Annotated in this window: 27 protein-coding genes; 12 read left to right on the forward strand and 15 right to left on the reverse strand. The window is 64.6% G+C overall.

Translation table 11 applies throughout. From position 1 onward, the window contains the following. Nucleotides 1-106: 106 nt before the first annotated feature. Both ACTYOL_RS11905 and ACTYOL_RS11910 read left to right on the forward strand, forming a co-directional pair. A complete protein-coding gene (locus ACTYOL_RS11905) occupies nt 107-565 on the forward strand; it encodes a nucleoside deaminase (RefSeq protein ID WP_444757974.1) in 459 nt (152 codons plus the stop codon). Beyond that, nucleotides 562-1,758 carry a cyanate transporter gene (locus ACTYOL_RS11910; RefSeq protein ID WP_197889618.1) on the forward strand — a complete coding sequence of 399 codons (1,197 nt, stop codon included), beginning with the start codon at nt 562-564 and terminating at the stop codon, nt 1,756-1,758. Before ACTYOL_RS11905 ends, ACTYOL_RS11910 begins: the two co-directional genes overlap by 4 nt. Here the strand turns inward: ACTYOL_RS11910 and pdxR are convergent. Together pdxR and ACTYOL_RS11920 are read right to left on the reverse strand one after the other, a co-directional pair. Further along, a complete protein-coding gene (gene pdxR / locus ACTYOL_RS11915) occupies nt 1,751-3,184 on the reverse strand; it encodes a MocR-like pyridoxine biosynthesis transcription factor PdxR (protein WP_197889619.1) in 1,434 nt (477 codons plus the stop codon). The genes ACTYOL_RS11910 and pdxR overlap by 8 nt on opposite strands. A 178-nt stretch (nt 3,185-3,362) precedes the next feature. Beyond that, complete coding sequence (locus ACTYOL_RS11920) at nt 3,363-4,148, reverse strand: SDR family NAD(P)-dependent oxidoreductase (RefSeq protein ID WP_125929782.1); 786 nt, start codon at nt 4,146-4,148, stop codon at nt 3,363-3,365. A gap of 102 nt (nt 4,149-4,250) precedes the next feature. On the opposite strand from ACTYOL_RS11920, the gene ACTYOL_RS11925 reads away from it, so the two are divergent. Together ACTYOL_RS11925 and ACTYOL_RS11930 are read left to right on the forward strand one after the other, a co-directional pair. Further along, the gene (locus ACTYOL_RS11925; protein ID WP_153773522.1) at nt 4,251-5,216 is read left to right on the forward strand and encodes a GlxA family transcriptional regulator; all 966 of its coding nucleotides are present in this window, start codon (nt 4,251-4,253) and stop codon (nt 5,214-5,216) included. After that, on the forward strand, nt 5,213-6,121 hold the full coding sequence (locus tag ACTYOL_RS11930) for a LysR family transcriptional regulator (RefSeq protein WP_444757975.1): 909 nt from the start codon (nt 5,213-5,215) through the stop codon (nt 6,119-6,121). Before ACTYOL_RS11925 ends, ACTYOL_RS11930 begins: the two co-directional genes overlap by 4 nt. Before the next feature lie 31 nt (nt 6,122-6,152). Here the strand turns inward: ACTYOL_RS11930 and ACTYOL_RS11935 are convergent, their stop codons facing one another. Further along, a complete protein-coding gene (locus ACTYOL_RS11935; RefSeq protein WP_200602539.1) occupies nt 6,153-7,736 on the reverse strand; it encodes a rhodanese-related sulfurtransferase in 1,584 nt (527 codons plus the stop codon). Next, nucleotides 7,733-8,341 carry a cysteine dioxygenase gene (locus ACTYOL_RS11940; protein WP_054895387.1) on the reverse strand — a complete coding sequence of 203 codons (609 nt, stop codon included), beginning with the start codon at nt 8,339-8,341 and terminating at the stop codon, nt 7,733-7,735. The genes ACTYOL_RS11935 and ACTYOL_RS11940 overlap by 4 nt, the downstream gene beginning before the upstream one ends. Before the next feature lie 259 nt (nt 8,342-8,600). Between ACTYOL_RS11940 and ACTYOL_RS11945 the strand changes: the two genes are divergently transcribed. From ACTYOL_RS11945 to ACTYOL_RS11955, 3 genes are all read left to right on the forward strand, one after another. Beyond that, nucleotides 8,601-9,671, forward strand: a complete 1,071-nt coding sequence (locus ACTYOL_RS11945) for an LLM class flavin-dependent oxidoreductase (RefSeq protein WP_054895388.1) — start codon at nt 8,601-8,603, stop codon at nt 9,669-9,671. A gap of 75 nt (nt 9,672-9,746) precedes the next feature. Then, nucleotides 9,747-10,700, forward strand: coding sequence for an ABC transporter substrate-binding protein (locus tag ACTYOL_RS11950; protein WP_197889621.1), 954 nt, complete (start codon nt 9,747-9,749; stop codon nt 10,698-10,700). A 9-nt stretch (nt 10,701-10,709) separates the two neighbouring features. Next, complete coding sequence (locus ACTYOL_RS11955) at nt 10,710-12,029, forward strand: LLM class flavin-dependent oxidoreductase (protein ID WP_153773528.1); 1,320 nt, start codon at nt 10,710-10,712, stop codon at nt 12,027-12,029. Nucleotides 12,030-12,089: 60 nt separating this feature from the next. Here the strand turns inward: ACTYOL_RS11955 and ACTYOL_RS11960 are convergent, their stop codons facing one another. Further along, a complete protein-coding gene (locus ACTYOL_RS11960; protein WP_200602538.1) occupies nt 12,090-12,776 on the reverse strand; it encodes a GNAT family N-acetyltransferase in 687 nt (228 codons plus the stop codon). An 84-nt stretch (nt 12,777-12,860) separates the two neighbouring features. Further along, the gene (gene argC, locus ACTYOL_RS11965; RefSeq protein ID WP_063544774.1) at nt 12,861-13,796 is read right to left on the reverse strand and encodes an N-acetyl-gamma-glutamyl-phosphate reductase; all 936 of its coding nucleotides are present in this window, start codon (nt 13,794-13,796) and stop codon (nt 12,861-12,863) included. 130 nt (nt 13,797-13,926) lie between these two features. Here argC and ACTYOL_RS11970 point away from each other — a divergent pair, with 130 nt between their 5' ends. Further along, nucleotides 13,927-14,808, forward strand: a complete 882-nt coding sequence (locus tag ACTYOL_RS11970; protein WP_063544776.1) for a LysR family transcriptional regulator — start codon at nt 13,927-13,929, stop codon at nt 14,806-14,808. An 86-nt stretch (nt 14,809-14,894) separates the two neighbouring features. On the opposite strand, the gene ACTYOL_RS11975 is transcribed toward ACTYOL_RS11970, so the two are convergent. Next, the gene (locus ACTYOL_RS11975; RefSeq protein WP_054895394.1) at nt 14,895-15,101 is read right to left on the reverse strand and encodes a tautomerase family protein; all 207 of its coding nucleotides are present in this window, start codon (nt 15,099-15,101) and stop codon (nt 14,895-14,897) included. 18 nt (nt 15,102-15,119) lie between these two features. After that, nucleotides 15,120-15,854, reverse strand: coding sequence for an SDR family NAD(P)-dependent oxidoreductase (locus ACTYOL_RS11980; protein WP_444757976.1), 735 nt, complete (start codon nt 15,852-15,854; stop codon nt 15,120-15,122). 124 nt (nt 15,855-15,978) lie between these two features. On the opposite strand from ACTYOL_RS11980, the gene ACTYOL_RS11985 reads away from it, so the two are divergent. Further along, nucleotides 15,979-16,899, forward strand: a complete 921-nt coding sequence (locus ACTYOL_RS11985; RefSeq protein ID WP_125929789.1) for a LysR family transcriptional regulator — start codon at nt 15,979-15,981, stop codon at nt 16,897-16,899. 5 nt (nt 16,900-16,904) lie between these two features. Here ACTYOL_RS11985 and ACTYOL_RS11990 read toward each other — a convergent pair whose 3' ends face one another. From ACTYOL_RS11990 to ACTYOL_RS12005, 4 genes are all read right to left on the reverse strand, one after another. Continuing rightward, nucleotides 16,905-17,531 (reverse strand): TIGR04211 family SH3 domain-containing protein, encoded by a 627-nt coding sequence (locus tag ACTYOL_RS11990; protein WP_054895397.1) that lies wholly within the window; start codon nt 17,529-17,531, stop codon nt 16,905-16,907. A gap of 244 nt (nt 17,532-17,775) precedes the next feature. Further along, complete coding sequence (gene ppnN, locus ACTYOL_RS11995) at nt 17,776-19,149, reverse strand: nucleotide 5'-monophosphate nucleosidase PpnN (protein ID WP_054925383.1); 1,374 nt, start codon at nt 19,147-19,149, stop codon at nt 17,776-17,778. 121 nt (nt 19,150-19,270) lie between these two features. Next, on the reverse strand, nt 19,271-20,473 hold the full coding sequence (pncB, locus tag ACTYOL_RS12000; protein WP_444757977.1) for a nicotinate phosphoribosyltransferase: 1,203 nt from the start codon (nt 20,471-20,473) through the stop codon (nt 19,271-19,273). After that, nucleotides 20,470-21,120 (reverse strand): nicotinamidase, encoded by a 651-nt coding sequence (locus tag ACTYOL_RS12005; protein WP_444757978.1) that lies wholly within the window; start codon nt 21,118-21,120, stop codon nt 20,470-20,472. Before ACTYOL_RS12005 ends, pncB begins: the two co-directional genes overlap by 4 nt. A 135-nt stretch (nt 21,121-21,255) precedes the next feature. Between ACTYOL_RS12005 and ACTYOL_RS12010 the strand changes: the two genes are divergently transcribed. Next, a complete protein-coding gene (locus ACTYOL_RS12010; protein ID WP_063544783.1) occupies nt 21,256-21,957 on the forward strand; it encodes an NrtR DNA-binding winged helix domain-containing protein in 702 nt (233 codons plus the stop codon). A gap of 65 nt (nt 21,958-22,022) precedes the next feature. Further along, nucleotides 22,023-22,454: a hypothetical protein gene (locus tag ACTYOL_RS12015; RefSeq protein ID WP_063544784.1), complete on the forward strand. Its 432-nt coding sequence runs from the start codon at nt 22,023-22,025 to the stop codon at nt 22,452-22,454. Nucleotides 22,455-22,502: 48 nt separating this feature from the next. Here ACTYOL_RS12015 and pbpG read toward each other — a convergent pair whose 3' ends face one another. From pbpG to ACTYOL_RS12030, 3 genes are all read right to left on the reverse strand, one after another. Beyond that, on the reverse strand, nt 22,503-23,429 hold the full coding sequence (gene pbpG, locus ACTYOL_RS12020) for a D-alanyl-D-alanine endopeptidase (protein WP_153773534.1): 927 nt from the start codon (nt 23,427-23,429) through the stop codon (nt 22,503-22,505). Nucleotides 23,430-23,701: 272 nt separating this feature from the next. After that, nucleotides 23,702-23,884: a hypothetical protein gene (locus ACTYOL_RS12025; protein WP_153773535.1), complete on the reverse strand. Its 183-nt coding sequence runs from the start codon at nt 23,882-23,884 to the stop codon at nt 23,702-23,704. 105 nt (nt 23,885-23,989) lie between these two features. After that, nucleotides 23,990-24,328, reverse strand: a complete 339-nt coding sequence (locus ACTYOL_RS12030) for a hypothetical protein (protein WP_054891267.1) — start codon at nt 24,326-24,328, stop codon at nt 23,990-23,992. A 161-nt stretch (nt 24,329-24,489) separates the two neighbouring features. On the opposite strand from ACTYOL_RS12030, the gene ACTYOL_RS12035 reads away from it, so the two are divergent. Further along, nucleotides 24,490-25,311: a shikimate 5-dehydrogenase gene (locus tag ACTYOL_RS12035; protein WP_197889624.1), complete on the forward strand. Its 822-nt coding sequence runs from the start codon at nt 24,490-24,492 to the stop codon at nt 25,309-25,311. Nucleotides 25,312-25,337: the final 26 nt, after the last annotated feature.

Here is a 25,337-nt window from a genome sequence, read left to right on the forward strand (position 1 = left end):
CAATGCCGGCATTCGTGCGGCCACTGACCTGCATCCAATCTCTTCATTTCTGCCGCGCGCCAGCAGTCGGGATAATGGCCGCCTGTTGTTCGAGGAGTATCGATTCATGTCCAACGAAACCTTCATGCGTGAAGCACTGGCACTGGCCCGCGCCAATATCGAAGCGGGTGGTCGCCCGTTCGGTGCGGTGCTGGTGCACCAGGGCCAGATCGTCGCCCGTGCGGTCAACGAGATCCACAGCACTCAGGACCCGACTGCCCATGCCGAATTGCAGGCGATCCGCAAGGCCGCCCAGGCCTTGGGCAGGTCGCGTCTGGACGGTGCCGAAATCTATGCCAGCGGCCACCCGTGCCCGATGTGCCTGGCCGCCATGCACCTGTGCGGCATCGAGCGGGCATGGTTCGCCTATGACAACGACGAGGGCGAGCCTTACGGGCTGTCCACGGCGGCGGTCTACGCGCAGATGGCACGTGCACCGCAGCAGCAGAGCCTGCCACTGCGCATGCTCAAGCCTGAGGGCGAGGCCGGCCTCTACCAGCAGTGGGGGCAGGCGAACCCGGTATGAGAGGCGCGTTGAACCTGCTACTGGTGATCCTGCTGGCCCTGAACCTGCGGCCGATCCTGACCAGCATCGGCCCCTTGCTCGAACCCATGCGCAGCAGCACTGGGCTTGGCTACCAGCAAGCGGCGTTGCTCACGGCGCTACCGGTGCTGTGCATGGGGTTGGTGCCTTTGCTGCAGCCTTGGCTGCGGCGTTGGATCAGTGAGCATGGCGGGATGCTCGCCGGACTTTCGGCCATCGCCCTGGCGTGCCTGTGGCGGCTGCAACTGGACAGCGCCTGGGCGCTGATCGCCAGCGCCGTGGTCGCCGGCCTTGGCGTGGCGGTGGTGCAGGGCATGATGCCGGGGTTGGTCAATCGCTGGTTCCCGAGCCGCCTGGCTGCATCGATGGGGCTGTACTCGGCAGCGTTGATGAGCGGCGGCGGCCTGGCTGCGGTGCTCGGGCCGACTGTCAGCGAGGTGGCGGGGCGCTGGCAGGCGGGGCTTGGCATCTGGGCAGTGCCCGCGCTGCTTGCGCTGTGCGGCTGGGCCTGGCTACGCCCGCGCCACGACACGCCTCACCTGGCCGCGGCCAGCGGCGGTCACTGGTTCGGTAATCGCCGTGCCTGGTTGTTGGCGCTGTATTTCGGCCTGATCAACGGCGGCTACACCAGCATGGTCGCCTGGCTGCCGGCCTATCACCTGGAGCACGGCGGTACAGCTCAGGGCGGTGGCGAACTGGTGGGGCTGATGACCATCTTCCAGGTCAGTGGCGCGCTGGGGCTGCCATTGCTGCTGAGGCGCCTGCATGACCGGCGGCCTGGTCTGTGGTTGGCGCTGGCGATCCAGTTGGGTGGCTTTCTCGGTTTGCTGCTGGCGCCTACCCAGGCCATGGGGCTTTGGGTGGCGATGATCGGCCTGGGGCTGGGTGCGTGCTTCAGCCTCAGCCTTACCCTGACCCTCGAGCATCTGAAAACACCGGGCGAGGCGGGGAGCCTGGCTGCTTTCGTGCAGGGTGTCGGCTTCATCGTCACCGGTACCGTGCCTTATGTGACGGGCTGGCTGCGTGCGTTCACCGGTGATTTCCAGGCTGCCTGGACGCTGCTGACGTTGACCGTGGTGGCGATGCTGCTGGTGACCGCACGCTTTGCCCCCCGAGGCTACGCCGCTGCCATGGCGCGGCGGGGGCGATCGATGCAGGCGACGACGCTCAACTGAGCTGCTGCAGGGCATCGCGCACGCGGTCCAGCGCCGGGTCGATGTCCAGCCGCTCGATGGCACCGAAGCCCATCAGCAGCCCTGGACGCACTGGCACGTCGTTGAAGAACGGCGCCAGTGAATAGACGCCGACTTCGACCCGGCGAGTCAGCCTGACCAGCAGCTCCACATCGACTCCCGGTGCGGCCAGGGCGCTGAGGTGAAAGCCGGCGCTGGCCGGTACGGCGCTCAGCCAGGGCGCCAGGTCGCTTTCCAGGCGTGCGAGGATGCGCTCGCGCCGTGCGGCATAGATGTCGTGGCAACGACGAATATGGCGGTTCAGATGGCCTTCGCCGATGAAGCGCGCCAGCGCCCATTGCTGCAGGCTCGGGCTGTGCCAGTCGCTCAGGTGCTTGGCCACGCAGGCGGCGCGCAGGACGCTGGGAGGCAGTACGGCATAGCCCAGGCGCAGCTCCGACAGCAAGGTCTTGGAAAAGGTACCGACATAGGCCACCAACCCGTGTCGATCCAGGCGTTGCAACGCATCGCTGGCCGGGCCCTGATAGCGAAATTCGCAGTCGTAGTCGTCCTCGATGATCAGCGCTCCGAGTTCAGCGGCGCGGGCGAGCAGGGCGTGTCGGCGCCGTTCGCTCATCGGCATGCCGAGCGGGAACTGGTGCGACGGCGTCACATAGATCAGCTGGGTGCCGTCTGCGATCTGCTCGACGCACAGCCCTTCATCGTCCACCGGCACCGACTGCAAATCAGCGCCCATCGCCAGAAACAGCTGGCGTGCCGGTGGATAGCCGGGATCCTCCATGGCTACGCGTGTACCGGGTTCGACCAGCACCCGAGCGATCAGGTCGAGCGCCTGCTGGGCGCCGTTGCACACCAGCACATCGGCGGCGCTGCAGTGCACGCCGCGGGCGAAGGCAATGTGATGGGCGATGGCTTCGCGCAGCTCGGGCAGACCCTGGGCCGGGAACTGGCGCTCGCTGTGGCGCTGGCTGCAGCGCAGGGCGTACTGCATGCAGGCGCGCCATTGGTCGAAGGGAAACTGGCTCTTGGCCGATACGCCGCCGACGAAGTCGTAACGCGAGGGCGCCTCGAGCGCGGAGCGGCCGAGCACGGTGGCGCGTTGCTGCCAGCGTTCGAGGTTGCTGGCGGCGGCCAAGGCAATCGGCTCGACGTCGCTGGCCTGCAGGGCCCGCCGTGGGCTGACGAAGGTGCCACGCCCGACCACGCCGCTGAGCAGGTTGTCGTAGGTCAGCCGCGAGTACGCTTCGGCCACGGTCTTGCGCGATATCCCCAACTGCTCGGCCAGCAGGCGCGTGGGGGGCAACTGGGTGCCGGCGGCCAGGTGGCCGCTGTCGATGGCGCTGCGCAGCTGCTGGTAGAGCTGCTCGGCCAGGCCCTTGCGGCCCTCCAGGCGAATGTGTAGTTCCATGGGGCTATCCGGATGGGGGACGGCCTAGCTTGCGATTTTGGAGGACGGCTCGCAAGTTTTGTTGCTCGGCGGGAGTTCTTCAGCGCCTGTGAGATCGAGCGCCGCCCGCGCGGCGCTTCGCGGGCAAGTCGGAGCGCCGAACCGCCGCTGTCACAAGGCCTGCCCACGCACACCCAGATCAACCCTGACGATAACGTGGCGCCAACTGTTGATTCGACAGGTGCCCGTTCAACGCCTGGCGGCTGGCCTCGAACGCCTCGAAGCGTTCGATTTCGTGCAGCGACGGAATCGAGATCAGGCGCTTGGCGTCGAAATCGGCCAGTGCCGCTTCCACCAGATCCTGCGCGGTCATGACGATCGCCGGATCCAGGTGCTCCACCGGCAGGCCGCCGATGCTCCAGAAGTCGGTGGCGGTGGCGCCTGGCAGTACGGCCTGGACCTGCACGCCCTTGTCGGCCAGCTCCTTGTGCAGGCTCTGAGTGAAGGCGGTGACGTATGCCTTGCTGCCGCCATACACGCCATTGAGCAGTTCCGGCAGCAGGCTGACCACTGAGGAGATGTTGATCAGCGCACCCTCGCCGCGCTCGACGAAGCCAGGCACCGCGGCATAGGTCAGGCGGGTGAGGGCGGTGATGTTCAGCGCGATCATGCGGGTCATCTGTTCGACGTCGCTTTCCAGCAGTGCAGTGTGGGTACCGATACCCGCGTTGTTGACCAGCAGGCCGATGCTGGCATCTTCGCGCAGACGGGTTTCGATGCGCGCCAGGTCCTGGCTGTCGGCCAGGTCTGCCGGCAGGACTTCGACGCTGCGTCCAGTCTGGCTGCTCAGGCGAGAGGCCAGTTGATTTAGGCGTTCGCGGTTGCGGGCGACCAGGATCAGGTCGTGGCCGCGGCGGGCCAGGTGTTCGGCGTAGAGTGCGCCAATGCCGGTAGAGGCGCCAGTGATGAGGGCTGTACGAGTCATGGTTGCTGCTCCGTGGGTTGCGTTGCAGCGATGATGCGCGCCTTTGATTGTGGCGCAAATGACGCATATAGTACGTTTTCAGGACATCAAGCGAGGTGGGCCATGCATCGGGTCGGCTATCTGTTGTGTGAAGGGTTCCAGGTCATGGCGCTGGCGTCGCAGTCGGTGTTCGAGTTCGCCAATGTGCTGACGGGCAAGCGTCTTTACGCCTTGGGCAACTACAGCGTGGCCGGCGGTGCGCTGATGTCGTCGCTGGGCATGCAGTTGCAGACCCAGGCTGTTAATACGCCGGGGCATGCCGACACCTGGCTGGTGGCGGGCACGTTGTCGCCGATCGCCTCACCTGCCGATCCGGCCAGCGTGGACCTGGTGCGTCGGCTGGGCGAGCAGGCGCGGCGTACCGCCGGGATCTGTACGGGGGCCTTCACCTTGGCGGCAGCCGGCCTGCTCGACGGGCGTCGGGCGACCACGCATTGGGCCTACGCCCGGGAGCTGCGGCAGATGCACCCAGCGATCCAGGTAGAGGACGACCGCATCTTCATTGCCGATGGCAACATCTGGACGTCCGCCGGCATGACCGCCTGTATCGACATGGCCCTGGGCATGCTCGAGCAGGATCACGGCCATGAGCTCGCACGAGCCGTTGCGCATCGGCTGGTGATGCACCAGCGCCGCTCGGGAGGCCAGTCGCAACATTCGCAGCTGCTCGACCTGGCACCGCGCACCGACCGCATGCAGAGTGTGCTCGACTACGCTCGCCAGCACCTGCAGCGGCCGCTGAGCGTCGAGGAACTGGCCGAGGTTGCGCACCTGAGCCCGCGCCAGTTCAGCCGCGTGTTCAGTGCCGAAACCGGGCAATCCCCGGCGCGGGCCATCGAGGGCCTGCGCCTGGAGGCAGCGCGGCTGATGATCGAACAAAGTCGGCACAGCCTGGATGTGGTGGCGCGCGAGACAGGATTTCGCGACCGTCGGCATTTGCGCGAGGCCTTTGTACGCGGGTTCGGCATTCCGCCCCAGGCGATACGTCGTGATGCGCGGCGCGTGGGGCGTGAAGGAGTCGTGGCATGAAGAAACGGGTGCGCATGGACGACCTGCAGGTGTTTGTCACCACTGTCGAGGCCGGTGGGCTTTCAGCTGCAGCGCGACAACTGGACATCTCGCCAGCCCTGGCCAGTGCCGCGTTGCAGCGCCTGGAGCACAGCCTGGGGATTCGTCTGTTGGTGCGTTCGACACGCCGACTGCGCCTGTCGGACGATGGCGAGCGCTATCTGCCCCACGCGCGTCAGGCCCTGGACGCGCTGGTCGATGGCGAAATGGCGCTGGAGCAGGCACGCGCCGAACTGGCGGGGCCATTGCGTCTGTCGATGCCGTCGGACCTGGGGCGCAACCTGCTGTTGCCCTGGCTGACGGAGTTTCAGGCCGAATATCCACGACTCGACATGCGCCTGCGAGTCAGCGACCAGGTGGCCGACCTGTTTGGCGAGCAACTGGATGCCAGCATCCGCTACGGGCTGCTTGGGGATTCCAGCCTGGTGGCCTTGCCGCTGGCCGCCGATAACCGCCGCACGTTGTGCGCGGCACCGTCCTACATCGCTCGGCATGGCGCGCCGCAGACTCCGCAGGCGCTGGCCGGGCACAACTGCCTGCGTTATGTGATGGGGGAGCAGACCCACGATCGCTGGAGTTTTGAGGATGCTGGGGAAACGAGCACGGTGCTGGTCAGTGGCGATCGCTGCAGCGACGATGCCGATATCGTGCGACGCTGGGCGGTGGCGGGGCTCGGTGTGGTCTACAAGTCGCGCCTGGATGTGCTCGAGGACATCCGCGCCGGAAGGCTGGTGGAGTTGCTGTCGGATCATGCAGGGCAGGCGGCGCCGCTGCAACTGGTGTGCGCACACCGACAGTCGCTGAGCCCGGCAGTGCGGCGCTTGCATGGGTTTCTGGCGCAACGGCTGCAGGCCTATCTCGCGTGAGCGGATACGCCTGCAGCCGTTGCGCTTCAGGTCACAGCACCTTGAAGCCGTGGGTGCCATCGCGCTCGAGTTGCGCGATCAGACCAAACTCCCAGTCGAGGTAGCCTTGCATGGCTTCGCGCGGGTTGTCGGTCCCTTCGTATGGCCGGCGATAGCGGTCGGTACGCTCCGCTGCCAGGCGCGTTTCACCTGATTCCAGGGGGTTGCCGGCGGCGATCCAGCTTGCCGTGCCGCCTGCCAGCAGATAGACCGGTGTGCGCGTCAGGGCTTGCAGGTCGGTGGCGGCAAAGCTTGCCAGCAGGCTGCTGCCGCAGGTCAGCACGTAGCGCTCGGCCTTGGGCAGGCGCTCCAGGGCCTCGGGCAACTGCGCGCGGATCGCCCAATAAGCGCCCGGGATGTGGCGCTTGACGTAATTGGCGCTGGCGGTGAAGTCCAGCAAGACGGTGCCTTCCTCGGCCAGCCAGGCCTGCAATTGCTCGACGTCGATCTCGGTATTGCGCGCAAGTGCCGGGCGGGGTGCCTGCCACTCGCCGGTTTCGCTGAAGTCGGCCTTGCTCAGGCCGTCGAGCACCGCCACTTCCCAGCCCATCTGCGCGAGCCACGAAGCGCTCATGTTGGCACGCACGCCGTCGTCATCGACCAGCACGATGCGGGCGCCGCGTACGCTGGCGTTGTGATCGGTTTCCTGCACCAGCTGGCCACCGGGCGTGGAGCGGCTGTTGGGCAGGTGACCGGCAACGTATTCCTCGGGTGTGCGCACGTCGAACAGATAGGTGGTGCGCGCAGTCTCTGCCTGCCAGCTGGCCAGACCTTGACGGTCCAGGCGCTGCACTCCCGCCCGGTCGGCAACGGCGCGGGCGCGCTCGGCAGCGCTGCTGCGGGTGCTGTCGCCGACCTCGGCGAAGCGCTGCGCCTGGCCGTGGGCCAGTTGTTGACCGGCCAGTGTCCAGCCGATGGTGCCGTTGCGCAGCGCTGCCACCGGGTTGGGGATGCCGGCGTTGACCAGCGATTGTGTGCCGATGATGCTGCGGGTGCGCCCTGCGCAGTTGACGATCACCCGGGTCGCCGGATCGGGTGCCAGTTCGGCGACGCGCAGCACCAGTTCGGCGCCAGGCACGCTGATGCCTCCAGGAATGCTCATGGTCTGGTATTCGTCGAAGCGCCGGGCGTCGAGCACCACCACGTCGGCCTGGCTGTCGAGCAGGGCCTGGACCTCTTCGGCGGCCAGCGAGGGCGTGTGGCGCACACTCTCCACCAGCTCGCCGAACGCTTTGCTGGGTACGTTGACGTCGCGAAACAGCTCGCCGCCAGCATCGCGCCAGCCGCCAAGTCCACCCTCGAGCACTGCCACATCGCTATAGCCCAGCGCCTGCAGACGCTCGACAGCGATGGCCGACAGCCCCTCGCCATCGTCATAGACGGTGATGGCGGTGTCCCGGCGTGGCACGCGGGCGAAGATTTCCAGTTCCAGCTTCGAGAGCGGGATGTTGGCCGCGAACAGCGGATGCGCCTGGGCGAAGGGGTCTTCTTCGCGCAGGTCGATCAGGGCGACTTCTTCCTGGGCCAGCAGGGCGGAGCGAATGTCATGGAAACTGCGTGTGCTGAGGCGGGTCATGGGGCAGGGTTCTCTTTGGACAGGTCCCAGATGTTGGGCAGGCTGGAGTTGGAATAACCGGAGATGAATGGCTTCTCGCTACCGTCGGGCAGGTAGACGGCGCGGCTGACCGCACCGATGTTGGCGCCGTAGACATGGATGCTGATCGAGACCCGGTCGTCGAAGGCGTTGCTGACCTGATGGATATCGCCGATGCGCGGTGACACCGCTTCCACGTGGCCAGGGTCGATCCGCAGCCGCTCGCCCTGCGCCACCAGGGCGCCATGGGCGTCGCGGGTGAAGCCTTGGGCGTACTCGGCACCGCGCAACATGCCGATCAACCCCCAGACACGGTGGTCATGGATCGGCGTGCTCTGGCCTGGGCCCCAGACGAAGCTGACCACCGAGAAGCGCTGGCGCGAATCGCAATGCAGCAGGTATTGCTGGTAGCGGGCGGGGTCCGGCTGGGCAAGGGCTTCGGGTAACCAGTCGTCATGGGCGACCAGGCTGTGCAGCAGGGTGTGGCCCTGATCGAGCAGGGTGGCTTCGTCGGGGTGGCGGTCCAGCAGGTCGGAGAGTTCGCCAATGAAGTGGCGCAGGCGCTCGAGGCGCGGTGTCTGGCTCATGGTTCAGGCTCGGGCTGACGGTCATGGGCAAACCCTAGCAACTGCCTGAATATTCTCAAAATTCAAATTATTCATAAGCTAATATGCAAATTCAGCATTTACTGATGATGAGGTATTATCTGCAAGTTCTGCATTTTGAATGCATTAGGTTATGCCTAAAACGAATTTCACAGGGTGTGATCTAGTGGTTAGCGTATAAGTCAGTCGGCATTTAGATTCAAACGCTATAAAAACCCTTTCTGACCTTGGGGCACCTGCAATGAGCGTTCAATTCATCGGCATGATCGGCCATCGCCTGTCATCGGAGATCCTGGCCCCCAGCGGGCCCGTCTTCGACAAGGACTACATCACCCGTTTTGCCCAGGCCCATGAGCAGGCCGGGTTCGATCGCATCCTGGTCGGTTATTGGTCGGACCAGCCTGACGGTTTCCTGGTGACTGCCCTGGCAGGGCTTGCCACCTCGCGTATTCATTTCCTGCTGGCGCACCGTCCGGGTTTCGTCGCACCGACCCTGGCCGCACGCAAGCTGGCGACCCTCGAACACCTGCTCGACGGGCGTCTGGCGGTGCACATCATCAGTGGCGGCAGCGACATCGAGCAGCGCAAGGACGGCGACCACCTGGCCCATGACCAGCGCTATGCCCGCACCGATGAATTCCTCGACGTGGTGCGCAAGGTCTGGACCCACGACACGCCGTTCGACCATGACGGCAACCATTACCAGGCCGCGGGGGCGTTTTCGGCGATCAAGCCGCTGCAGCAGCCGCATCTGCCCATCTATTTTGGCGGCTCCTCGCCTGCGGCCCTGGCGGTGGCGGGCAAGCACGCCGATGTATACGCCTTGTGGGGCGAATCGCTGGAGCAAACCGCCGAAACCATCGCCGCCGTGCGCGAGCAGGCTGCGCGTCATGGCCGCCAGGTGCAGTTCAGTGTGTCCTTCCGGCCGATCATCGCCGCCACCGAGGAGGCGGCCTGGGCCAAGGCCGAGGGCATTCTGGGCCAGGCTCGCCAGCGCCTCGAGCAGGCAGGGCCGGTGATCGCCAACAAGCCGCAGAGCGTGGGCGCCCAGCGCCTGCGCGACACCGTGGCCAAGGGGGAGCGGGTCGACGAACGCCTGTGGACCGGCATCGCTGCGCTGGTGGGCGGCGGTCACAACTCCACGGCGCTGGTGGGGACCGCCGAGCAGGTCGCCGATGCCTTGCTGGCCTATTACGACCTGGGCGTGACCAGCTTCCTCATTCGCGGCTTCGACCCTTTGGCCGACGCCGAAGACTATGGCCGCGAACTGATCCCGTTGACCCGCGCCAAGGTGGCAGCGCGCAACGCCTGATATTCACTGTTACACGCGACGAGACCGCACGCGCGGATCGCCCTGACTTGCCCGATGTGGCATCTGGAGACGAACGTGCGTTATCTCAAACAACTGGCCGCCGGTGTGCTGGCCACCTCGATCAGCCTTGCGGCGGCTGCGCAGACCCTGGTGGTCGGCGACCAGAGCTACAACGCCCGTGCCGTGATGGAAGCGGCCGGTGTGCTTGAAGATTTGCCCTACACCCTGGAATGGAAGCAGTTCACTGCCGGCTCTCCAGTAGCCGAGGCACTCAATGTCGGCAGTCTCGATCTGGGCCTGTTGGGGGATGCGCCACCGTTGTTCCTTGGCGCACTCGGTGCGCCGATCAAGGTGGTGGCGGTGTCGCGGCAGAACCTCGAGGGCGTGGCGATCCTCGCGCGCAAGGATTCCGACATCCACAGCCTGGCCGACCTCAAGGGCAAGCGCGCGGCGATCTGGAAAGGTTCCTGGAGCCAGCAACTGCTGTTCAGCGCCCTCGACAAGGCCGGCGTCCCCCGCGACGCATTGGAGCTGCGCTACCTCAGCGCCCTGGACGCCTCCCACGCGCTGGATGGCGGATCGGTCGACGTGATCGCCACCTGGGAGCCCTATGTCACCCAGCAGGAGCGCCAGGGGGCACGGGTGCTGGCCACCGCCGAAGGCATCATCCCAGCGCAGAGTTTCGTGGTCGCCAATGCCAAGGCCGTGCAGGAAAAACGTGCGCAGATCGCCGACTTCCTCCAGCGCCTGAAAACGGCGCGTCAATGGACCCTGAGCGATCCGGCGCACACCGAAGCGTACGCCGACGCCTGGGCCAAGCGTACCCGTGCCGACGGCGACATCGCCCGCGCCTGGTTCGCCCGCGCCCGCACTGACCTGGCACCACTCAACGCACAGGTGATCACCGATGCACAGAAGACCGTGGACTTCTTTGCCGGAATCGGCCTGATCAAGGGCTATCCGGCCGCAAGTCTGTTCGACACCTCCTTCTCGGCGGCGCTGCAGGACAGCGCCGTTACCCAGCACTGAGGCCCCGGCATGAGCAAACGACAGATCAAACTGGGTGCCCTTACCATGGGCTGCGGCGGCCCAGGGCGACACAACCTGTGGCTGGACCCGGCGTTGCCTGCCGACGCCAGCGTCAACATCGACTGGTACATCGATATTGCCCGCCAGGCAGAAGCTGCGCTGTTCGACTTGATCTTCATCGTCGACAGCCAGTTCATCACGCCAGGTTCGCCGTCCCATTACCTCAATCGCCTCGAGCCCCTGACATTGCTCTCGGCGTTGGCCGTCAGCACCCGTCATATCGGCCTGGTCGGCACCCTGACCACCTCTTACAACGCACCGTTCAACGTCGCTCGGCGCCTGGCCTCGCTGGACCTGATCAGCAAGGGGCGTGCCGGTTGGAACGTGGTCACCAGCGGCGATGCCGGTACCGCTGGCAACTATGGGCTGGACGAGCATTACGACTACGACACCCGCTACAGTCGCGCCCATGAGCATGTCGAGGTGGTGCAGAAACTCTGGCATTCCTATGAAGACGATGCCTTCCCGCGGGATCGCCAGAGCGGGCGCTTTCTCGACCCCGCCAAGCTGCACACCCTCAACCACAAGGGTGAGCACTTCTCGGTGGTCGGCCCGTTGAACATCCAGCGCTCACCCCAGGGGCAGCCGGTGATCTTCCAGGCCGGGGACTCCGAGCAGGGGCGTGACCTGGGGGCGGCCACGGCGGACGTGATCTTCACCCACGCTGCAAGCGTCGAGCAGGGCCAGGCGTTCTACCGCGACGTGAAGGCTCGCGCCGCACGCCTGGGGCGTGACCCTGAGCAGGTGCTGGTGCTGCCGGGCGCCGAGATCTACGTGGGTGATACCGACGAGCATGCCCGTGAGATCGAGCGTCACTATCATCAGGCCGATCACAGCTTCGAGCTGGCGTTGAAGGAGTTCGGGCGTAACTTCGGTTGGCACGATTTCAGCCAGTACGACCTCGATGCGCCGTTTCCGCAGCAGAGCCTTGAGTTTGCCCGCAGCAGCTTCTTCACCAATGCCAAGCGCATCGCCGACCAGGCCCGGGACAAGGGCTTCAGCCTGCGCCAGGCGGTGGAGTTCGGCCGCCAGCTGCGCCCGGGTGCCTTCGTGGGCTCGGCGCAGACGGTGGCGGCGAAGATGGCCGACTGGTTCGAAGCGCGGGCTCTGGATGGCTTCAATATCTACATCGGGCATCCGGGGCAGTTCCGACGCTTCACTCAGGAGGTGGTGCCGTTGCTGCAGGAGCGTGGGGTCTATCGCACGGCGTACGAAGGGACGACCCTGAGGGAGAGCCTGGGGCTGGCCATTCCGCGCTTCGCTGATTGATTGCCGCCGCTGCGGCGATGGCATCACAGGCCATTTCCGCGAGCGGCGACCGATTTCGGCTCAATGCACGCGCTTGCGCATCGCCACGCAGGCCTGGGCGTGCAACGCCAGTTCGTCAAGGTGCTCATCGCGCTGGCGTTCGGCGTCGATCATCGCCTCTTCGCCATGCTGCTTGAGCAGGTAGGCGTGGATCTGACGCACTTCCAGGGTCTGGTAGATGGGCGCGATGTCCAGGCGCCCGACCAGCGCGCCGCTGGCCTTGCCGGTGCTGCTCATCAGCACTTGCGGCCCGGTGGCGCTCACGACCTGCAGGCCCATGGCCTCGAACCAGGGCACGGCGTGGGCGAACGCGCTCATCTCCACGCAACGGTAGCGTGCCCGCAGGTCTGTCAGCAGTCCGCGGGCGATGCCCTCGCGACGATGGGCAGGGGATACGGCGAGAAACGCCAGAACACAGGCGTGTGCGTCATCCTGGGCGGGCAAGGCGAGGGCGAAACCCAGCAGTTGGTCCGGGGCGTCGGCGTCCAGTGCCAGGACCAGCTCCACGGCCAGGCCACGAGTGCCGTCCAGGGCCTGCAGGTATTGGTGGACTTCCAGTCCGACACCGTACTGGTACAGCGGATACAGCGGGTTGTCTGCGGTGATGGCGACGCTGCTCAGCGCGCCGACATGTTCGATCACCAGCTGGCGGATCTGGTTCTGGAAGGACTCGGGCGGCACGCCGTCGAGGCGGCTCAGGATGAACATCGGGGGACAGGCTCCGGCGGTTGAACTCACCCCGCGCCTGAATGACGCGGGGTTCACAGTCTAACCGCTTTTACCGGCCTGGCCTCACTGGCGCATCGCTGCAAGCATCAGGTCGAGGTTCTGCACTGCGGCACCCGAAGCGCCCTTGCCCAGGTTGTCGAACACGGCCGTCAGCAGGACCTGCCCGTGCTCGGGGTTTGCATACAGTGCCAGGCGCAGGTCGTTGCTGTCGTTCAGCGCCTGCGGGTCCAAGGGTGTCGCTGGGCCTTGCTGGTGCAGGGGCATTACCTGGACATGGCGCGCGCCCTGGTAATGCTGTTCGAGACAGGCCTGCAGATGCTCGGCGGTGACGCCCGGCGACAGTAGGCGCAACTGCAGCGGGATGCTCAGCACGATGCCCTGGCGATAGTCGCCATAGCCCGGCAGGAACACCGGGCGTGCGCTCAGGCCAGCATGGGCCTGGATCTCCGGGACATGCTTGTGCGCCAACTCAAGGCCATAGAGCTGCAGCGCCGGGGCAGGATCGCCACCCGACTGCTCATGACGCTCGACCGCAGCACGACCACCACCGGAGTAGCCGGAAATGGCATGCACGCTCAGCGGGTAGTCCGCAGGCAACAGGCCGGCGCGCACCAGCGGCCGCAGCAGGGCGATGGCACCGGTCGGGTAGCAACCAGGGTTGCTGACCCGTGTGGCCTGGGCGATGCGTTCGGCCTGCTGCTCGTCCAGCTCCGGCAAGCCGTAGACCCATCCTGGGGTGGTGCGGTGCGCGGAGCTGGCGTCGATCACCCGTACTGCCGGGTTGTGAATCGTCGCCACGGCCTCGCGTGCGGCCGCGTCGGGCAGGCAGAGCAGGGCGATATCGGCGCTGTTGATGGCCTCGCGGCGGCGCTGCGGGTCCTTGCGCTCGGTCTCGGGCAGGGTCAGCAGGCGAAGGTCGCTGCGACCGTGCAGGCGGGCGTGGATCTGCAGGCCGGTGGTGCCCTGGTCGCCGTCGATGAATATCAGGGGCTGGTGCATGGTGGGGATCCGTTCAGGAAGGAGGTGGGTGTATCCTCGCTGTTGTTTGATCTGAAGAAAATTTGAATATCATGACGACGATGTTCAGATTAAATGAATCACGACGTCCAACAGGACAAGGAGCAGCACCCTGCGAGAAATCAGCCTCGACCGCCTGCGCACACTGGTGGTGATCGCCGACCTTGGCTCTTTCGCCGAGGCCGCTCGCCAGTTGAACCTGGCACCACCGACCATCAGCCTGCATGTCGCCGAGCTTGAAGCGAGGGTGGGGGCTGCGCTGCTTACCCGTACCCGCGGGCAGGTTCGGCCCACGGTGGTCGGAGAAACCCTGCTGGCGCGTGCCCGTCGGCTGCTGGCCGATGCCGACCAGGCGCTGGATGAAGTGCAACGCCAGGTGGCCGGGCTGACCGGGCGGGTGCGCCTGGGCGCCTCCACTGGCGCCATCGCTCATCTGTTGCCCAGTGCATTGGCGGCCCTGCGCAGTGAGCATCCGGGGATCGATGTGCAGGTTCAGGTGCTCACGTCGCAAGCATCACTGGCGCGTGTGCGTGAGGGGAGCCTGGACATCGGCCTGGTGGCGCTGCCGCAGGTGGCAGTGAAGGGGGTGAAACTCACCCCCTGGCGACGCGACCCGATCATGGCCTACCTGCCTGCCGACTGGCAGCCTCCGGCGCGGGTCACACCGGCCTGGCTCGGGCAGCGCGCGCTGATTCTCAACGACAGCAGCACGCAGCTTTCGCGGGTGACCAGCGATTGGTTCGCGGCGGCCGGGCTGTATCCGGAGGCGCGCATCGAGTTGAACTACAACGATGCGATCAAGAGCCTGGTGGCTGCGGGGTATGGCGCGACGTTGCTGCCCCAGGAGGGGGAGGCGCCTGAACTGGACCGACGCATCGCTCGACGCCCGTTGCGACCGGGGTTGTGGCGGGCGCTGGGGATCGCTTGCCGCGAAGGTGAGGTGGAGCGGGCCACGGGGCATGTGCTGGAGGCTTTGGAACGGTTGCGGCAATGACCGTCTGTGTCGGCTGCGATCAAGCGCATACACCGCCGTGGTCCTTGGCAGGCGTGTCCGCCAAAAGACCACTGCGATGATGTGGGTCAACCCCGCTCGCGCTTGCGCACCGCCGTTATCGTCTCACCACCCACTCCCCAATTGTCGGTGGGCACTTCCTCGATCACCACGAAGGTACTCGCTGGCGGCTTGTTCAGCACCCGTTGCAGCAGTTCGGTGGTGCCTTCGATCAACAGACGCTTGTGCTCGGCAGTGACCCCTTCTTCGGTCACACGGATATGAACGTATGGCATGGCAGGCTCCTTGGGTTTTCAGTGCCAGGTACCGGCGGTGCTGCCGCCGTCTACTGGAAGTACGACGCCGCTGACGAAACGTGCGTCGGTCAGGTATAGCACGGCATCGACGATGTCCTGCGGCTTGCCGGTGCGCCCACTCGGCGACAAGACACCCAGGCCTGCGACGTCGTTGTTGTGCAGGGGCGTCTCGATGATCCCCGGAGCCACGGCGTTGACCTGTACGCCGCTACCGGCCAGTTCCAGCGCCAGGCCCCTGACCGCCTGGTTCAGGCCACCCTTGACGAGGATCGGCAGCGCTGCGGGCACTCGCACGTTGGGCTGCATGGCGACCGAGGCGGTGATCGCGACGATGTGTCCATGGCCTTGGGCGCTCATGATCTTCGCTGCGGCCTGGGAGGGGTAGATGAAGCCCTTGAGGTTGGTGGCAAACAGCGCGTCGATGTCCTGCTCGGTGTAGTCGGTGAACGGTTTGGGAATGAAGATCCCGGCATTGTTGACCAGAATATCGACGCGGCCGAACACTTGCAGCGCCGTATCGAACAGGCGTTGTGCGGTACTGGCGTCGGCGATGTCGCCAGCGACGCCGACGAAGGCTGCCGGGTTGCCCAGCTCGATGGCGGCCTGATCGAGACGGGCCTGGGTGCGGGCGTTTCCGACCACGTTGTCGCCCCGTTCGATAAAGGCCTTGGCGAGGGCAAAGCCCAAGCCGCTGGATGCGCCGGTGATAACGATGGTTCTAGCAGTGCTCATGGTGGGTCTCCAGATAAGCGAACCGGCTGGTTCGTGGGTGAAGCCACTCTAAGACCTCATCTGGAGTTGAAAAATAAGGCGGATGGTATTTCAATCGATACCTCATGTAATCAATAGAGCCATCATGACCCGCCATTTCGATGATCTTCAACTGGGCAGCCTCGAGCTGTTCTGCCTGGCTGCCGATACTGGCAGCTTCACTGCCGCTGCCACCGAGGCCGGGGTCACGCCCGCGGCGGTCAGCCGCTCGGTGGCACGCCTGGAAGAACGCCTGGGTGTACGGTTGTTCGTGCGTACTACGCGGCAGATGCGCTTGTCCGATGCCGGGCAGGTGTACTACCAACAGTGCCGCCTGGCACTTGGGCAATTGGTGGAGGCCGAGCGCGAAGTTTCTGGTGGCCAGATTGAGCCGCGTGGGCGACTGCGGGTCAGTGCGCCGACGCCTTACGCCCATCACCGTCTGTTGCCCTGGTTGCCGCGTTTTCGCGAGCGCTATCCGCAAGTGCAGGTGGACGTGCATGTCAGCAATCGCAATGTCGATTTCGCCGAGGAGCAGTTCGACCTGGCCATTCGCGGACGCGAGCCTGCCGATTCGCGGCTGGTGGCACGGCGCCTGGAAAACGCCGAGCTGGTAGTGGTGGGCACCCCGGGCTACCTGGCGCGAGCAGGCCATCCGCAGGTGCCGGAAGACTTGGCGCGGCATGAGTGCATCCTGTTCGAGATCCCCAGCAGCGGACGCAGTGCGCCCTGGACCTTTCGCCGTGACGGTGGCCTGGTGGAGATCGAGGTCGGCGGTTCGATCACCTGCCTGGGCGACTTTCTCGCCACCGCCACCCTCGCGCGACATGGCGCCGGCCTGATGCAGGCGTACCGCTTCACCGTGCAGGACGCCCTGGACAGCGGTGAGCTGGTCGAAGTGCTACCGGCCTTCGGTGGCACGGCCCGGCCATTCACCTTGATCTATCCGCAGGCGCGGCACATGCCGCTGCGGGTGCGGCTGTTCATCGACTTTCTGGTGGCGGGCGGGCAGTTACCCGCCAGCTGAGGGCTTCAGAACCAGCGGTCGTTGCGTTTGCGCCCGCGGGTCAGCGCCGGCAGGATCAGACCGGCCAGCAAGCCGGCGCCGGCGATGCTGCCGCCGTAGACCATGTACCGCATCATCACCTGCTTGTTCTCGTCGCCCAGGCGTGCCTGGGTGTCGCGCAGGCTCGACTGCGACTGCTCGAGCTGTTCGTTGAGGGCCTTGTTGCGCGACTCCAGTTCATCGATCAGCGCCTTGCGCGAATCCAGGGTTTCCTGCATGCCTTGCACGCGCGTCTTCCAGCTGTCGTCGATGGTCTTGAGCTGGCCGGACAGGTCTGCGACCTGGGCATCGAGCTGCGGCAGGCGTTCGTTCTGGCCAGGGACCGTCTGCAGGTCGCTCGTAAGAATCCACACCAGATCGCCACTTTGGCCGCGAACCTGGCTGTAGTTGCCCTGGGTGCCGATCAGCGACACTTTCTGCCCGGACTTGAGCGTGCCGACGATGCGATGGCCATCGGTCGGACCACTGCGCACATACGTGCTCAGGCTGTCGCTGACCCAGCGTGCGTCGCTGGAGGATTCTTCGGCGTGGATGGACGGGGCAGTGGCGAGCAGGGCGGCGAGGGCGAGGGTGGCGCGGCGGAATTCGGGCATGGTGGTCTTCGCTGAAACAGTACGGTTGGAGGCCCGGTGACTGGGCCGTGAAGCGGTCGGTGGATTGACCGTCAGCGAAAGACCGTTTTTTTGTAGGCAGGTTCACTGCTTTGGGTGGGAATTGTCTGCAAGATATTGCAGATAGCAGGTTTGCTCATGGGGTGACGCGTGCGCGGATCAATCGCAGTGGCAGTTCACCGCTGCGATTGATCCGCGCAGATTGGCGCTGGAGCCGCACCCGCAGTCAGGTCACGACCTGGTAGCACGGCACGTAGGCCGCGCCGCCGGGCAGTTTCATCCGGTGCTGGTCGACAAAGGCCTGCAACAGCCTGCCCAACGGGTCGAGGATCGCCTGGTCGCCGCGGATCTGGTACGGGCCATGCTCCTCGATCAGGCGAATGCCCTTGTCCTTGACGTTGCCGGCGACGATTCCCGAGAACGCCCGACGCAGGTTGGCGGCCAGCTCATGGGGCGGCAGGTCGCGACGCAAGGCAAGATCGGCCATGTTCTGGTGAGTCGGGTCGAACGGGTGCTGGAAGCCACCGTCGATCTTCAGCAGCCAGTTGAAGTGGAAGGCGTCGTTGCGCTCGCGACGGAACTGCTTGACCGTCTTGAGACCCTCGACCATATGCCGGGCCACTTCGGCCGGGTCGTCGATGATGATCTGGTAGTGGCGCTGCGCCGCTTCGCCAAGGGTGGCACCGACAAAGGCATGCAGTTGCTGCAGGAACGGCTCGGCGCTGCGCGGGCCGGTGAGAATGACCGGGAAGGGCAGGTCATGGTTGTCCGGGTGCATGAGGATGCCGAGCAGGTACAGGAATTCCTCGGCCGTGCCTGCGCCTCCGGGGAAGATGATGATGCCGTGGCCGACGCGGACAAAGGCCTCCAGACGTTTCTCGATATCCGGCAGGATCACCAGCTCGTTGACGATGGGGTTCGGCGCCTCGGCAGCGATGATGCCCGGTTCGGTCAGGCCCAGGTAGCGGCTGCCGTGCATGCGCTGCTTGGCGTGGGCGATGGTGGCGCCCTTCATCGGGCCCTTCATGACGCCCGGGCCGCAACCGGTGCAGACGTCCAGCTTGCGCAGGCCCAGTTCATGGCCGACTTTCTTGGTGTACTGGTATTCCTCGCTGCTGATCGAGTGACCGCCCCAGCACACCACCATCTTCGGCTCCACGCCCGGACGCAGGGTGCGTGCGTTGCGCAGCAGGTGGAATACGTAGTCGGTGATGCCCTGGGAGCTTTCCAGGTCGATGCGTTGGCTGGCCAGCTCGCTTTCGGTGTAGACGATGTCACGCAGGGCGCTGAACAGCATTTCGCGGGTGCTGGCGATCATCTCGCCATCGACGAAGGCATCGGCCGGGGCATTGAGCAATTCCAGGCGCACGCCGCGATCTTGCTGGTGGATGCGGACCTCGAAGTCCTTGTAGGCCTCGAGGATGGTCTTGGCATTGTCGACATGGGCGCCGGTGTTGAGGATTGCCAGGGCGCACTGGCGGAACAGGGTGTAGAGACTGCCGGTACCGACTTCGCTCAGTTGCTGGACTTCACGTTGCGACAGCGTCTCCAGGCTGCCTTTGGGGCTGACGGAGGCGTTGATGACATTGCGTTGGGGCATCTAAGTCTTTCCTGTGCGGGTAAAACATCCTTCTTTGACAACACCATACCGACAATTGCACGCGGCAACGAGGGGGAGAGGCAAAGATTCGGCGCTTGGGCAATTGCCAGTGCACGATGGCTCAGGCGGGCACCTTGAACACATGGCGCAGGTAGGCGACGAAATTTTCGTCCCGACACTGCGTCTTGCCAGGGCTGTCGGAGATCTTCGCGACAGGGGCTCCGTTGCAGGCGGTCATCTTGATCACCACGTTCATCGGCTTCACGCCAGGAATGTCACAGGTCAGGTTGGTGCCGATGCCGAAGCTGACGTTGATCCGCCCGTGCAGCGCGCGGTAGAGCTGCAGTGCCTTGGCGAAATCCAGGCCGTCGGAGAAGATCAGGGTCTTGCTCAGTGGGTCGATGCCCAGGCGCTCATAGTGGGCGATGGCTTTTTCCGCCCAGGCCAGTGGATCGCCGGAGTCGTGGCGAAGGCCATCGAAGAGCTTGCCGAAATACAGGTCGAAGTCCTTCACGAAGGCGTCCATGCCGATGCAGTCGGTCAGGGCGATGCCGAGCAACCCTCGGTATTCACGCACCCAGCACTCCAGCGCTGCGACCTGGCTATCGACCAGGCGCGGGCCGAGCTGCTGGTGGGCCATGAACCATTCGTGCGCCATGGTACCGATGGGTTTGAGTTCGTATTCTCGGGCCAGGTGGACATTGCTGGTGCCGACGAAACGCCCGGGGAAGTCGCGTTTGAGGATATGCACCACCTGATCCTGTACGGGATAGGAGAAGCGTCGGCGGGTACCGAAGTCAGCGAGCTGGAACCCCGCCAGCTCGTCGCTGCTGGCGTGTGCCTTGAGCCAGTCGAGTTTCTGGTACAGGCGCTCGCCCACCTGTGCCATCGTCACTTCGCGATAGCGGTAGCGATTACGCACCTCGCAAATGATTGCCAGTAGCGGAATTTCATACAGGATCACGTGCAGCCAGGGGCCGCGAATACGGATCGCCAGTTGCCCGGCATCGTCCAATCCGACCTGGACATAACGCAGGTTGAAGCGAAACAGGCTGAGGAAACGGATGAAGTCCGGCTTGATGAAGGGGATTTTTTCCAGGTAGGCGAGCTGGTCGTTGGTCACCGACACCTCGGCCAACTGCTCGATCTGGTAGCGGATTTCGGCAAGGTAGGGCGACAGGTCTTCGTCGTTGCGGCAGCGCAGCTCCCATTCCACCTCGGCGTTGGGGTAGTTGTGCAGCACCGCCTGCATCATGGTGATCTTGTAGAAGTCGGTATCCAGCAGGTTCTGGATGATCCGTGGGGCAAAAACGTCGTCGCTCATGGGCGGGGCTCCTTGAACAATGCGAGCTGGCGGTCCAGCTCTTCCTCATTGGCGCACAGTACTACCCCGGCGGCAGCCAGTTCGCTGCAGGCAGCTTGGGCGCCGGCGTCGCTCAGTGCCCGGCAGGCGGGCAGGTAGAGCAGCACCTGGAATCCGGCGCGGTTCAGTTGCAGCGCGGTGGTGCGCACGCAGTAATCCAAAGCCAGGCCGCCGACCAGCACGACCTCGACGGCGTGAACCTTGAGGTACTCGATGACCCCGGTGGAGCGGTGCTCGGCCAGGTCGTGGTAGCAGGCGCCGTAGGGGTGCAGGTCAGGCTCCACGCCTTTCCAGACGAAATAGTCGTAATCGATCGGGGCAGGCAGGCCGGGCAGCAGTTCGAAACCGGGTGTGCCGGGCACGCAGTGGCTGACCCAGGTGAGGTCGGCGTTGGTCAATGCCAGTGGCTGAAGCATCTGTGCGGTATCGCTCACCACCCAGGCGGCATTGGCAGGGTGAGCATCCTTGCTGCCCAGGCGCAGGTCGGCACGACGGGCCATGGCATTGAGCGCCGGTGCAATCAGGTGGCCGCCGGGTACCGGCAGCTCCTGCGGGGCGTTAGCGGTAAAGCCGTTCTGGGCATCGACGTCGAAACTGGCGATCTTCATCAGGAGGTTCCTCCACTGGAATGCCTATATATTTCACCTGGTATCATAAGTGTGTCAAGCAGCCTTTTTTCGGGATTAGTGCTTGCATCACAAAAAACACCTGGTGGAATATGGCGTATTGAACAAGGAGTCGACATGAGCGCAGTTGAAGTCTTGGCCAGCGTGGACATCGTTGCATTGCGCCTTGCCCCGGACTTGCAGGGATTGCAGGTGTTGTTGCACCGCCGCGAGCGAGAGCCGCATCGCGGCCAGTGGGCCTTGCCGGGTGTCATCGTCAACGGCAGCACGCCGGACAATAGCCTGGATGCGGCGGCCGAGCGGGCGCTGCGAGAGAAGGCACAGGTTCTGCCTCGGCACATGGAGCAGGTCGGTACAGAAGGCAACGCTTTTCGTGATCCGCGTGGGTGGTCGTTGAGTACCTACTACCTGGCATTGCTCGACCCGGCGCAGTCCATCGAGGCAGAGCAATTGGCCTTTTTCGACCTCGACAGTCTGTCGACCCGCAAAGTGCTGTTGCCGTTCGATCATGGGCTGCTGGTGCAGCGCACCTGCGAGCGGCTGGCGGCCAAGAGCCTGTACAGCAGCCTGCCGCTGTACTTGCTGCCGACGCGTTTCACGGTGCTCGATGCGTTGAGTGCGGCGCAGGCGTGCCTGGGGCGGCCGGTGAACAACACGTCGTTGCGCAAGCGCCTGGAGCGTCTGAGGGAGGCAGGCTGGGTGCGTGATACAGGCGAGCGCAATCAGCCGCGACTGGGCCGGCCGCAACAGCTTTACGAGCACCTGCCGCAAGGCGTGGGCCCCTTTCTGTTCGAGCGCAGCCTGTTGCCGGAAGCATGAAGGCTCAAGCATGGCGTTTGGCGGCCGATACAGCGGTCAGGTCAAAATCCTTGCGGAGAAGGGAAATGGTAGGGATCACAAGTGTCAATGTCACCGGCGTGAATGGGCAATCGTCTGCGCTGCAGACGGCCGCCCAGGCTAGCGACACTGAAAAGAGCAGCAGCGCGGCTGGCGGCGCCCAGGTCGCCATGCCGGCACAGTCTGACAAGGCCGACAAGGCCAAGAGCAGCGACAACAGCAGCGAGCCGTCACACATCCGCCAGTTGCGTGAGCTGATCAAGCAAATGCAGAAGCAACTGGCCGACGCCCAGAAGCGGCTGTCCGAGGTTCAGGCGCAACCGATGGACGAGAAGGCCAAGCTGGCTGCGGTGGCAGGTGTCCAGGCGCAGATCGCGACCATCAGCGGTCAGATCCAGCAAGCGACCGCGCAGTTGCTGCAGGCCTTGAGCAAGCTGAACAGCAGTAGCTCCGGCAACTTGATCAGCACCATTGCCTGAGGGTGAGGGCAGGGCGGACCCGCAACGGGCCGCCCTGAACGTGGTGACTTACTCGGACGCCACGCGCGAGCGGTTCTGGCGGTCTGACTTGTACTGCATCGCCACCGCCGGCGCCGCCTTGGCCGAGCCGGTTTCCAGCCATTGGCGCAGGCGCCCGGCATCGGCGAAGTGGGTGAACTTGCCGTAGGCGTCGAGAATCACCATCGCCACCGGGCGGTTGTCCATCCTGGTCAGCAGTACCAGGCAGTGCCCCGCCTCGTTGGTGAAGCCGGTCTTGGTCAGCTTGATGTCCCAGTTGCTCTTGTTCACCAGATGATCGGTGTTGCGAAAGCCCAAGGTGTAATTGGGTTTGCGGAAGGCTACGGTCTTCTCGCGGGTGGTCGAGAGCTCGCTGAGCATCGGGTAGTTGCGCGAGGCGATCAGCAGCTTGGCCAGGTCATGGGCAGTGGAGACGTTGTGCGTCGACAGGCCGGTCGGCTCGACGTAGCGGGTCTGGGTCATGCCCAGGCTGCGGGCCTTGGCGTTCATCGCCTTGATGAACGCGCCATAGCCGCCGGGATAGTGGTTGGCCAGGGTGTTGGCCGCGCGGTTCTCCGACGACATCAGGGTAATCAGCAGGGTCTCGCGGCGGTTCAGCTCGCTGCCGGGGCGTACGCGGGAAAAGACACCCTTGAGGTCAGGGTTGTTGGCGATGGTCATGGTGAGCATCTCGTCCATTGGCAGCTTGGCGTCGAGCACTACCATGGCGGTCATCAGCTTGGTGACCGAGGCGATGGGCACCACGCGGTCGGCGTGGCTGGAGTACAGCTCTTTGTTGGTATTCAGGTCGATCAGCAAGGCGCTGCCGGAAGCCAGGTGCAGTTTGGAAGGATCGCGTTGGGCCTGGGCCGGGGATTGTGCAGCAGCGGTCGACGGAAGGATCGCGGTTCCTGTGAGCGCCAGCAGCAGGCTGAGGATGGACAGGGAAGTTTTCACGTTGAGGCTCACTAATAGTTGGTATGTCGTTGGCTGTGCAAGGGTTTCCCCCGAAAACCGCTGCATTGTGGAGTATGGCTCAGCGGCTGTCGATTGCTCGTCCAGGCCCAGCGTCGAAATGAAAAAACCTTCATGCTGTATCGGTTTTTCCCGCCTGTTGCGACAAATGGTCCCCGCGCTTTCGCACAGGCGAAAAAAAGCCCGCCAGAGGCGGGCAGAAAGAAGCGTAAGGAGCAACGCACAACACATGAAACGGATAATAAAAACGGTGGTCAGGCGGTAAGGGTGCCGGCCTGCAGCTGTTCGACCATGGCCTGGGCCTTGGCGCGGGAATCCAGAGGGCCGCTGACGGGCTCGCCGTTGCGCATCAGGTACCAGCAGGCCAGCAGGCCTTGAGCGCGCAAGGGAGCAGGGACAGCACTGCCGACGACAGACATGATGTGGATAGTGGCCATGTTGGACCTCCTGTGAAACATGGCCCTACCTTACGCAGCAGCCGACGCTGTTTGAAATCAACTTGCTCGATAGTGGTCATTACTTTTTTCAACGACAAGTGCAGGTCACCAGCGCGGCGGGCCGTAGTACACCGGCGGCGGGCCGTAGTAGCGGCGATACACTGGCGGCGGCGCGGGTACATAGCGCTCGACGACATAGGGCTGGTAATACACCGGCGGCGGTGGCGCCTGCACATAGACCGGAGGCGGCGGATAATAGGCCGGTTGACGCTCCACATAGACGGTACGGTCATGGCCGCCGGATACTGCTGCCCCGACCACGGCACCGACCACGGCTGCACCGAGTACAGGGCCTGGGCCCCAACCGCCGCCATGGGCGGCTGCTTGCCCGCTGACGGCCAGTGCTCCGACCAGCAGGGCGATTCCGGGGATGAGACGGTTCATGAATGAATCCTCGCGATAACCCCACGCTTGGGGCTTATCAATAAGACCGCGAAATCGGTAAAGAGAGCACAGGTGCAAGGTAAAGGTTGTGTAAGGGGCGATTGACGGTCAGGTCTGGTACGCTTGCAGAAACGATTCAGTCATCAACGACAGGAGCAGATATGGCGATTGCACCCAGCAGGGACACGACACTGTGCATTTCCCTTGCCGGACGTCCGGGGACTTTCGGCGTGCGTTTCCACAACCACCTCTATCAACAGTTGGGGCTGGACTACTACTACAAGGCCATGACCACCCAGGACCTGCCTGCGGCAGTGGGTGGCATCCGCGCCCTGGGTATCCGCGGATGCGGTGTGTCCATGCCCTACAAAGAGGCGTGCATGGCCCTGGTGGACGAGATCGATCCCTCCGCGGCAGCCATCGAGTCGGTGAACACGCTGGTCAACACCAACGGTCACTTGAAGGCCTACAACACCGATTACCTGGCGGTGCGCCAACTGCTGGAGTTGCACCAGGTCGATCCGGCCACCGCCTTTGCCTTGCGCGGCAGTGGCGGCATGGCCAAAGCGGTGGCCAGTGCGCTGCGTGACGCCGGTTTCAGCGAGGGCCTGATCATTGCCCGCAACGAGCAGGCCGGGCGGCAACTGGCAGATACCTGTGGGTATCGCTGGCAGCGCGAGCTGGGCGACCTGTGTCCGCCGATGCTGGTCAACGTGACCCCCATTGGCATGGCCGGCGGGCCGCAGGCGCAGGAGCTGGCTTTCCCACGTGAGGCGGTCGAGGTTGCGCAACTCGTATTTGACGTAGTGGCCATGCCGGCCATGACGCCGCTGATTGTTCTCGCCCAGGAACTGGGCAAGCCGGTGATCACCGGGCTCGACGTGATTGCGCTGCAGGCGCTGGAGCAGTTCGTGCTGTACACCGGCATCAGACCGACCGTGGAGCAGGTGGAGGCAGCGGTCGCTTACGCCCGTGAAGCCTGAACGGTCGCCATCACGGGAATCCCCGT

Source organism: Pseudomonas sp. A014, from assembly GCF_052378495.1.
Classification (GTDB): domain Bacteria; phylum Pseudomonadota; class Gammaproteobacteria; order Pseudomonadales; family Pseudomonadaceae; genus Aquipseudomonas; species Aquipseudomonas machongensis.